This window comes from Methylobacter sp. Wu1, assembly GCF_036553575.1.
Classification (GTDB): domain Bacteria; phylum Pseudomonadota; class Gammaproteobacteria; order Methylococcales; family Methylomonadaceae; genus Methylobacter.
In genome coordinates this window covers 33,939-40,148 of the sequence record NZ_JAZHOC010000044.1, presented here as the reverse complement: position 1 = coordinate 40,148, position 6,210 = coordinate 33,939, and the positions used below count along the sequence as shown (strand labels likewise).

Genomic DNA, 6,210 nt, shown 5'->3' with positions numbered 1-6,210 from the left:
GACTTGACTTCTTCGTGTGCCCAATCGTTCATAGCCGTTCTCCAAAGAGTCTCTTTAGTTATACTATAGTCTTTCGTGGACTTGTGTATAACGATGAGCGCCGGAGCGTGGGAACGATGTCGCTGCTGCGGCTAAATTTGTATCAATAACGAAGAGATTGCCCGAAAATAGAGCTCAAGCAACTCCGACAGCAGGTAATGAATAGAGGCTTCCAGTGTTTCAGCAGGCTGCTTCATGAGTTGGCTGATCAGGCTGCCTAAGGCGTAATAACCGCTTACCAATGCCGCTTCAGCCGCTTCGGTCGCTGCAGCAAGGTAAGCCGTGACGGGCTGGATCGCCGCCGCTGCAGCGGCTTCAGGATTTTCCATGAAATTCTGTAGATAAAGCTGTGTTTCACGCCCCGCATCGGCTACATCGGCAACAAGCTGTTGGTAAGAGGCCTGTGCTTTCGGCAACAGCTCTTCGTTGATTTGTGCCTGAAGTTCGGCAGCGCGGCCAGCGGCCTGATCATACCAGGCTGCCAGGGTTGGCCCCGGTTGTTCATACAACTGTTTGGCCGATGACGCTATCAGCGCATGGCTATCGATCAGTGCTGTGCGGATATCCTGATACAGCGCCTGCAGTTGGACGTTCAACTGCGCATAGAGCTTCGATGTCGGCAAAAACAGCTTGTTTTCCAGATCGAGATCTTGAGGGAATTGAAAGTTCTGCTTATCGAAAAAAATCATAACACTCCTTAAATATTCAATCTTGGATTTAATGAGCTGAAAAAGAATGCGGGCGGAAAGCCCGCATTTGAAAGGAAGGATAAAAAAGAACTCAAGTTCTCATAAAGAGCGCATACAAGAGTTGGGGGCAGTGTATCCATCCCGGAGCTCTTTGAAAATGCGACATGATGACGCGCGACAATATGCCTCTATAGTTGGCATGCAATCTGCAGCGTATTAAAGGTTTTGCCTTTGGAAAACCAGTGCCGTAGCGGCTTTGCCTCTGGTTGAAGCGTTTAAAATAGGGCATTTGTCGCACTAAAACTGTGTCATTCCACACATTCTTCAAACAAAACATCATCAAATGCATGAGACGGAAGCTGATGCGCCGGATTGATCCGTGCTTGAAAAATGCTTAAAATGATTTCTAACATGGATAATAAGCGGCAATGGCTGCTTCCACATCAGGCATACAAGGAGCTTTCATGCCCGTACTTCTGCAACCTTCATTCGCACCGCTGCCGATCGCGCCGGTTGCCTTTCTGAGCCCGAACTTCTCTCACGCCCTGAACGGACGCTCTAGCGGCCTTAATCGTGATTGCTGCCGGCGGATGCGCCTGGCTATGAATATCTGCAACAAAAAACGCGACAAAACCTTTACCTCCACCCAAAAAAGGACACTATGAAACCGATATCCAATACCGCTTTTTATTGCTGCGGGGTCCGCATGCAGGATGCCGAAACTGCAAACCCGGTCTGCCGGGACACCTACGCCAGGGTTTTTATGGATGAGCGCGGCTTGAACATTTTTTCCGCTTTCAAAGAAGAAACCAATCCCAATGCCGGCAATGTGGCAAGGCATAGGATTATCGACGACTGCATACGGCAGGCGCTGGTCGGGAATCCCGATTTGAAGATCATCCTGGTCGGCGCCGGCTTTGACAGCCGTGCCTACCGGCTTGACGGCGGCGTATGGATCGAACTGGACGAGCCGCAAATCATCGCCTATAAAAACGAGCGGCTGCCGGTTGAAGCATGCAAAAACCGACTGCAACGCATCGCGATCGATTTTGAAACCGAATCGCTGGAAGAGAAACTGCAGGCATTTTCCACCGATGAGCCCGTCATGGTCGTCATAGAAGGCGTTTTTATTTATCTGCAAGAAGATGCCATCAGGCAGACCCTGAAAACCTTGCGCCGGTTGTTTCCGGCGCATAAACTGGTCTGCGACCTCATGACGGAAAAGTTTTTCAACAAATACAGCTACACCCTGCAGCAGAAATTGGGCAGGCTGGGCGCCGATTTCAGGTATACGTTGCCCAATCCCGCCGAATTATTCTGCCGCTGCGGCTATCAGATCGCTCAAAAGCATTCCATCGCCGGCAAAGCCGTGGAGTACGGATCGGTAAAAGCGCCCATGCTGCTGTTTAACGTTTTTATGAGAACACTGGTGCATGGCTATTCGATTTTTGTCTTTGAACGGGCGCTTAGGCGATAACCATTTGTAGGAATTGATCTTTTGTTTAACCCAAAGCGCGGGCAACTCGATACAGGATTATCTGTCAGTGAAAATCAGGGAGTCGGCAGGACCGAATACGGGCTGGAACTGCCGCCCAAAATCTTCAAGGCAATGCAAGGCGAGTTTCTGGATATGGTAAAAATAACGCCCATGCAGGTTGATCTGCGGGCCGAAGTCAAAAGTCCCGGCGGCAAGCTGCTGGCGACTTGCACATCCAGTTCCGCTGTTATGAGGAGATTGAAGGGTTAATGAAGCAGGTTACTCATCACGCATTATCTTCATGAATCAAACTTCAAAAAAGGTATGCGATGCATACCCTACCTGGCTGTCGGGCAAAAGAGGCTATGCCGGATTAGTTTGTACACCCTGAGCTATTCGTCTGAACTGGCAACAATAAAAACGATCAATTGAAACATCACGAAAGACAGACGGTAAATTAAGTTATACGAACATTTGATGTTATATACGTCATGTTAGGCTTATGCATTCGTACTAACAGAAACCTAAGAGACCTGAAATGTATGCGAAACCGAAATTGATAATCTCGTCGCTAGACGCGGAACGGCTCGAGAGTCTTATTGATTCATTACCGGGCAAGTCTTTTCCGGGAAAGGACGAGTTGGAGCGTGAGCTGGCGCGTGCGGAAATAGTAGATCCGGAGGATGTTCCGCCCACAGTGGTAACGATGAATTCCACTGTGAGGTTTGAAATCGAATCTTCGTCCGAGGAGTTCTGCCTGAGGCTTGTCTATCCCAAGGATATTGACGCTTCGGGCGAGAGGATTTCCATTCTTGCACCTGTTGGCAGCGCCTTGCTTGGGCTTTCTCAAGGCGATGAAATCGAATGGCCCAAGCCGGGCGGTGGCGTGTTGCGAGTGCGCATCAAGGAAATTACCTATCAACCCGAACGTGCCGGCGTGCATCATCGGTGAACGGCCTGCCGGCCCAAAGCGCAGCAGGCTCTTGCGCTTCCGGTTCGGCTGTTATGAGAAGACTGAAAGATCAAGCCCGCACCCATAACGCCGTCGAGCTAACTGTCAAAACCTACGGGTACTTTACCGGATGTCGGTTGGATACCGTACGGAAATTTTCTGATAAAGGACTAACCTTGTTTGTTCGTTAGAAATGCCAGCTGTTGCCGCTGAATAAAAAAATTCATGGGCTTGAAGCGAGGCATCGATGCTGTGTGCTGATTCAGTGGGTATTTTCTGATGAGTTAACCTCCCGTCTTGTAACAAGGCGAATGTAAACCGGAGACACAGACACGAGGCAAGCATATGAATTTAAAACCGTTAGCAGAACAAACTCTGGTTATTACGGGCGCCACTTCAGGTATCGGCCTGACGACGGCGCGTCTGGCGGCGAAAGAGGGCGCCAAAGTGGCTCTTGTTGCACGGAATGAGAAAGCGTTGCGCGATTTGACGGATGAAATAATCGCCGCTGGCGGACAGGCCATTTATGCGGTTGCGGACGTGGCCAACAAAAGTGCGCTGCAGGCCGCATCGGATAAAGCCATCGCCGAGTTTGGCGGTTATGACACTTGGGTGAATAATGCGGGCGTCTCCATTTACGGGCGGATAATGGACGTGCCGGAGGAAGATTTGCGCCGTTTGTTCGAAACGAACCTGTGGGGCGTGGTCAACGGCTCCAAGATCGCCGTGGAGCATTTGCGCAGCAAAGGCGGAGCGCTCATCAATGTGGGCAGCGAAGCTTCCGATGCTTCCTTACCGCTGCAAGGCCTTTATGCGGCTTCGAAACACGCCGTCAAAGGGTTCACCAATAGCCTGCGCATGGAGCTTGAAGCTGATGGCCTGCCGGTATCCGTGACGCTGATTAAACCGACAGCGACTCACACGCCATTTCCTGAGGATGCAAGAAATTATCTGTCGTATGAGCCGAAGCTGCCAGTGCCGGTGTATGCGCCGGAGCTTGTCGCCGAAGCTATACTCTACTGCGCTGAACACGCGAAACGGGAATTTTTTGTCGGCGACATGGCGAAGCTTAATTCTGTCATGGCCCTGCACACGCCCCGTCTCTATGAGAAAATGAATGAAACCATGATCGATTCAAGGCAGAACTCGGGCAAAAAGGCAGAGGCAAACCGGTCTGACGGCCTTTATGCAACCAACTCCAGACTGCATGAGCGAGGCGCGGAAGAGCGCTTCGTTCTGGAAAATAGCCTGTATCAACAAACCAAATTTCATCCTCTTCTATGGAGTATGTTAATGGTCGGCGGCGCTTTTCTGGCGGGGTTATATATCAAGGAACGCGGCTCATTTGCCGAGATTAAGCCGAAGAAGCTGGTAGCGGCTGTAAAATAATTACCGGCGGACAATCAGCTCATCGGCTTTTGTGAGTATCGGCACAAACGCCTGGCTGGCAGGTTCATCTTGACACGGGGCGGCTTGCCAGGAGCGCAACGAAAGAGAACGCAGCCTTTCAAAGCGATCATTAAGGCTTGTACATCACAGGCCTGCCTTGAGCTTGCGGCCGCCTGTAATAGTGAATCCTTCTTTCCCGTAGAATTCGAGCGTTCTTTCAAACTGGGGAAGAGGCGGCGTCGTAACTTCGAGCCGGGTCCACTCCTTCACCGCGGCAAGCTCTCTTGCCCTGTCGATGAGTTTTTTACCGACGCCTTGTGAACGGTATTGAGGGCGTACGTAAAGCTCCGCTATTGTTCCAAACGCTCCTTCAGCATAGAGCGCATAGCTTTCATAAAGCGCTATGAATCCCACCGGCTTGCCTGCGTCTTCTGCCACAAACACGAGGTATTTCTGATCCGCCAAAAACCGCCGCAGTCTTTCCGCAGTTTGGTTACGATCAAAATTGAAAGCTTTTACATCGATTCTGCTCATTATTTCTGCCAGCAACTGTCCCACCATCTCTGCTATTTCAGGGGATTGTTCCGGTGCTGCCGGCTTAATCGCAATAGTCATTTTCGATCTTCCTTAAGGCTATAAGATGCGCCGGCATGTGGAAGCGCATCGGTTGCAATTGATGTATCTCATCCCGGGACACATCCTGTCAAACTAACGATGGCGGCCGGCAATACTCCACAGACGGGAAGAGAAATAAAAAACCCGCCGCAGCAGCTTTCGCCGGGCGGGTTTCTTTATAGTGCGGAAATCTTAGGTTTCCGGCTGAACAGACCGTGCCATTTTGGTTGATGTCTTAGGCAGTGCGGCGTTTGCCGAAAACGCCCAATCCGGCCAGTGCCGAACCGAATAACCAGAAGGCGGCAGGAACGGGCACTGGCGAAGGATCATTTACGCCAACGCCAAAGTCGGCCGCATCAATGAAGTTGCCGACAGCCGGGTTACCGCCTGCCGCTGCAATCGAGATATAAGAGAAACGAAGGGTATTGCCTAATGCAACGATGGGTGCCAGGCCATCGCTGGTGTAAAAGCCCCAGGCCGTGTTGTCATCGCTGTATTGGTTGCTGAACAGTGTAGTATCGTCCCCGCCTCCGAACAGGTTGTCGGCACCCAGGTCAACGATATCCAATTGCATGGTGTCGGCGCCTAGCCTGCCGCGGTGAGCGAAATGAAAATCTAAAATGCTGTTCGCTGCGATGCCGGCAACGTCTTGGTAAAGCGTGGATACCTGATTGGCATTCAATTCCGCGAACTGGGCGCCATCATAAGCGGCGACTCCTTGAAAGTTATCGCTCCATAACTCAATCTGGTGGTCAGTAGCAGTGGTTTTCCAGCCTATTCCTTCGGTGCTGTCAGAGTAGAGTGTCCAGTCGGCAGTACCCGGCGTAAAACGCGGCGTTTCAAAGCTGCCATTAATAAATGCGGCGTTGGCATTGAGTGAGAGCATCAGTCCCAATGCCAATAGCGTTAAGGAATGTTTTTTCTTCATTTTTAAATCCATTTTTAAATCCTTATTTTTATTAAAGTATTTGAATTGAGCGTATGCTTGATCTCTTGCCTCGCAAAAGATGGCGGGCATACCTGCCGCATAGGCAGGACGCTAGGCTAGA

At 50.8% G+C, this 6,210-nt stretch carries 8 protein-coding genes; 5 read left to right on the top strand and 3 right to left on the bottom strand.

Translation table 11 applies throughout. The features are described from left to right. Positions 1–131: 131 nt before the first annotated feature. Positions 132–728 (bottom strand): hypothetical protein, encoded by a 597-nt coding sequence (locus V2P20_RS07080; RefSeq protein WP_331817502.1) that lies wholly within the window; start codon positions 726–728, stop codon positions 132–134. A 464-nt stretch (positions 729–1,192) separates the two neighbouring features. Between V2P20_RS07080 and V2P20_RS07075 the strand changes: the two genes are divergently transcribed. The 5 genes from V2P20_RS07075 (at position 1,193) to V2P20_RS07055 (ending at position 4,546) form a co-directional block, all read left to right on the top strand. Further along, on the top strand, positions 1,193–1,393 hold the full coding sequence (locus V2P20_RS07075) for a hypothetical protein (RefSeq protein WP_331817500.1): 201 nt from the start codon (positions 1,193–1,195) through the stop codon (positions 1,391–1,393). Then, complete coding sequence (locus V2P20_RS07070) at positions 1,390–2,205, top strand: SAM-dependent methyltransferase (protein WP_331817499.1); 816 nt, start codon at positions 1,390–1,392, stop codon at positions 2,203–2,205. Before V2P20_RS07075 ends, V2P20_RS07070 begins: the two co-directional genes overlap by 4 nt. Positions 2,206–2,226: 21 nt before the next feature. Then, on the top strand, positions 2,227–2,475 hold the full coding sequence (locus tag V2P20_RS07065; RefSeq protein ID WP_194971052.1) for a hypothetical protein: 249 nt from the start codon (positions 2,227–2,229) through the stop codon (positions 2,473–2,475). Positions 2,476–2,743: 268 nt separating this feature from the next. After that, positions 2,744–3,157, top strand: a complete 414-nt coding sequence (gene rnk / locus V2P20_RS07060; protein ID WP_331817496.1) for a nucleoside diphosphate kinase regulator — start codon at positions 2,744–2,746, stop codon at positions 3,155–3,157. Positions 3,158–3,502: 345 nt separating this feature from the next. After that, the gene (locus V2P20_RS07055) at positions 3,503–4,546 is read left to right on the top strand and encodes an SDR family oxidoreductase (protein ID WP_331817494.1); all 1,044 of its coding nucleotides are present in this window, start codon (positions 3,503–3,505) and stop codon (positions 4,544–4,546) included. Positions 4,547–4,690: 144 nt separating this feature from the next. On the opposite strand, the gene V2P20_RS07050 is transcribed toward V2P20_RS07055, so the two are convergent. After that, on the bottom strand, positions 4,691–5,161 hold the full coding sequence (locus V2P20_RS07050) for a GNAT family N-acetyltransferase (protein ID WP_331817492.1): 471 nt from the start codon (positions 5,159–5,161) through the stop codon (positions 4,691–4,693). Positions 5,162–5,396: 235 nt separating this feature from the next. Then, a complete protein-coding gene (locus V2P20_RS07045; protein WP_331817490.1) occupies positions 5,397–6,089 on the bottom strand; it encodes a VPLPA-CTERM sorting domain-containing protein in 693 nt (230 codons plus the stop codon). Between the last annotated feature and the right edge of the window lie 121 nt (positions 6,090–6,210).

What these genes read in the sequence shown, in the direction of transcription:
- V2P20_RS07080 (WP_331817502.1), bottom strand. Translation starts at nt 728, where the DNA reads ATGATTTTTTTCGATAAGCAGAACTTTCAATTCCCTCAAGATCTCGAT.
- V2P20_RS07075 (WP_331817500.1), top strand. Translation starts at nt 1,193, where the DNA reads ATGCCCGTACTTCTGCAACCTTCATTCGCACCGCTGCCGATCGCGCCG.
- V2P20_RS07070 (WP_331817499.1), top strand. Translation starts at nt 1,390, where the DNA reads ATGAAACCGATATCCAATACCGCTTTTTATTGCTGCGGGGTCCGCATG.
- rnk (WP_331817496.1), top strand. Translation starts at nt 2,744, where the DNA reads ATGTATGCGAAACCGAAATTGATAATCTCGTCGCTAGACGCGGAACGG.
- V2P20_RS07055 (WP_331817494.1), top strand. Translation starts at nt 3,503, where the DNA reads ATGAATTTAAAACCGTTAGCAGAACAAACTCTGGTTATTACGGGCGCC.
- V2P20_RS07050 (WP_331817492.1), bottom strand. Translation starts at nt 5,161, where the DNA reads ATGACTATTGCGATTAAGCCGGCAGCACCGGAACAATCCCCTGAAATA.
- V2P20_RS07045 (WP_331817490.1), bottom strand. Translation starts at nt 6,089, where the DNA reads ATGAAGAAAAAACATTCCTTAACGCTATTGGCATTGGGACTGATGCTC.